The organism is Streptomyces sp. CO7 (assembly GCF_053474865.1).
In genome coordinates this window covers 87,225-87,781 of sequence record NZ_JBRIOU010000009.1, presented here as the reverse complement: position 1 = coordinate 87,781, position 557 = coordinate 87,225, and the positions used below count along the sequence as shown (strand labels likewise).

General features: G+C 76.5%; 1 protein-coding gene. It reads left to right on the top strand.

Translation table 11 applies throughout. From position 1 onward, the window contains the following. Positions 1 to 557: condensation domain-containing protein (locus tag ACOV8S_RS26970; protein ID WP_448320978.1), on the top strand; the 557-nt coding region annotated here is incomplete at both ends.

Below are 557 nucleotides of genomic sequence, written 5' to 3'. Positions count from 1 at the left end.
GGAGAGGCCCCTCCCGCTGTCCGCGGCCCAGCGGCGGCTGTGGTTCCTGTACGACCTCGACCCGGACGGCGCCGAGTACAACACGGGCGTCGCGCTGCGGCTGCGCGGCACCCTCGACCTCGGCGCCCTGCGCCGCGCCCTCGGCCGGCTCGCCGCCCGCCACGACTCCCTGCGCACCGTGTTCGCCGAGGTCGACGGCCAGGTCACGCAAAAGGTCCTCCCCGAGGTCGCGCTCCCGCTGCGCGTCGCCGACCTGCCCCCGGCGCCGGCCGGGCCCCGGGACGAGGAGACGGAGCGTCTGCTCGCCGAGGAACTGCGCCGCCCCTTCGACCTGACGGCCGGCCCGCCCGCCCGGGCCCTGCTGGCGCGCCGCGCCGAGGACGACCACGTCCTGCTGCTCGCGCAGCACCACATCGTCACCGACGGATGGTCGGTCGGCGTTCTCGTCCGCGAACTGACCGCGCTGTACCGGGCCGAGGCGTCCGGAGAACCCGACGCCCTGCCCGAACCCGGCCTGCAGTACCCGGACTTCGCCGCCTGGGAACACGGGCGCGGAC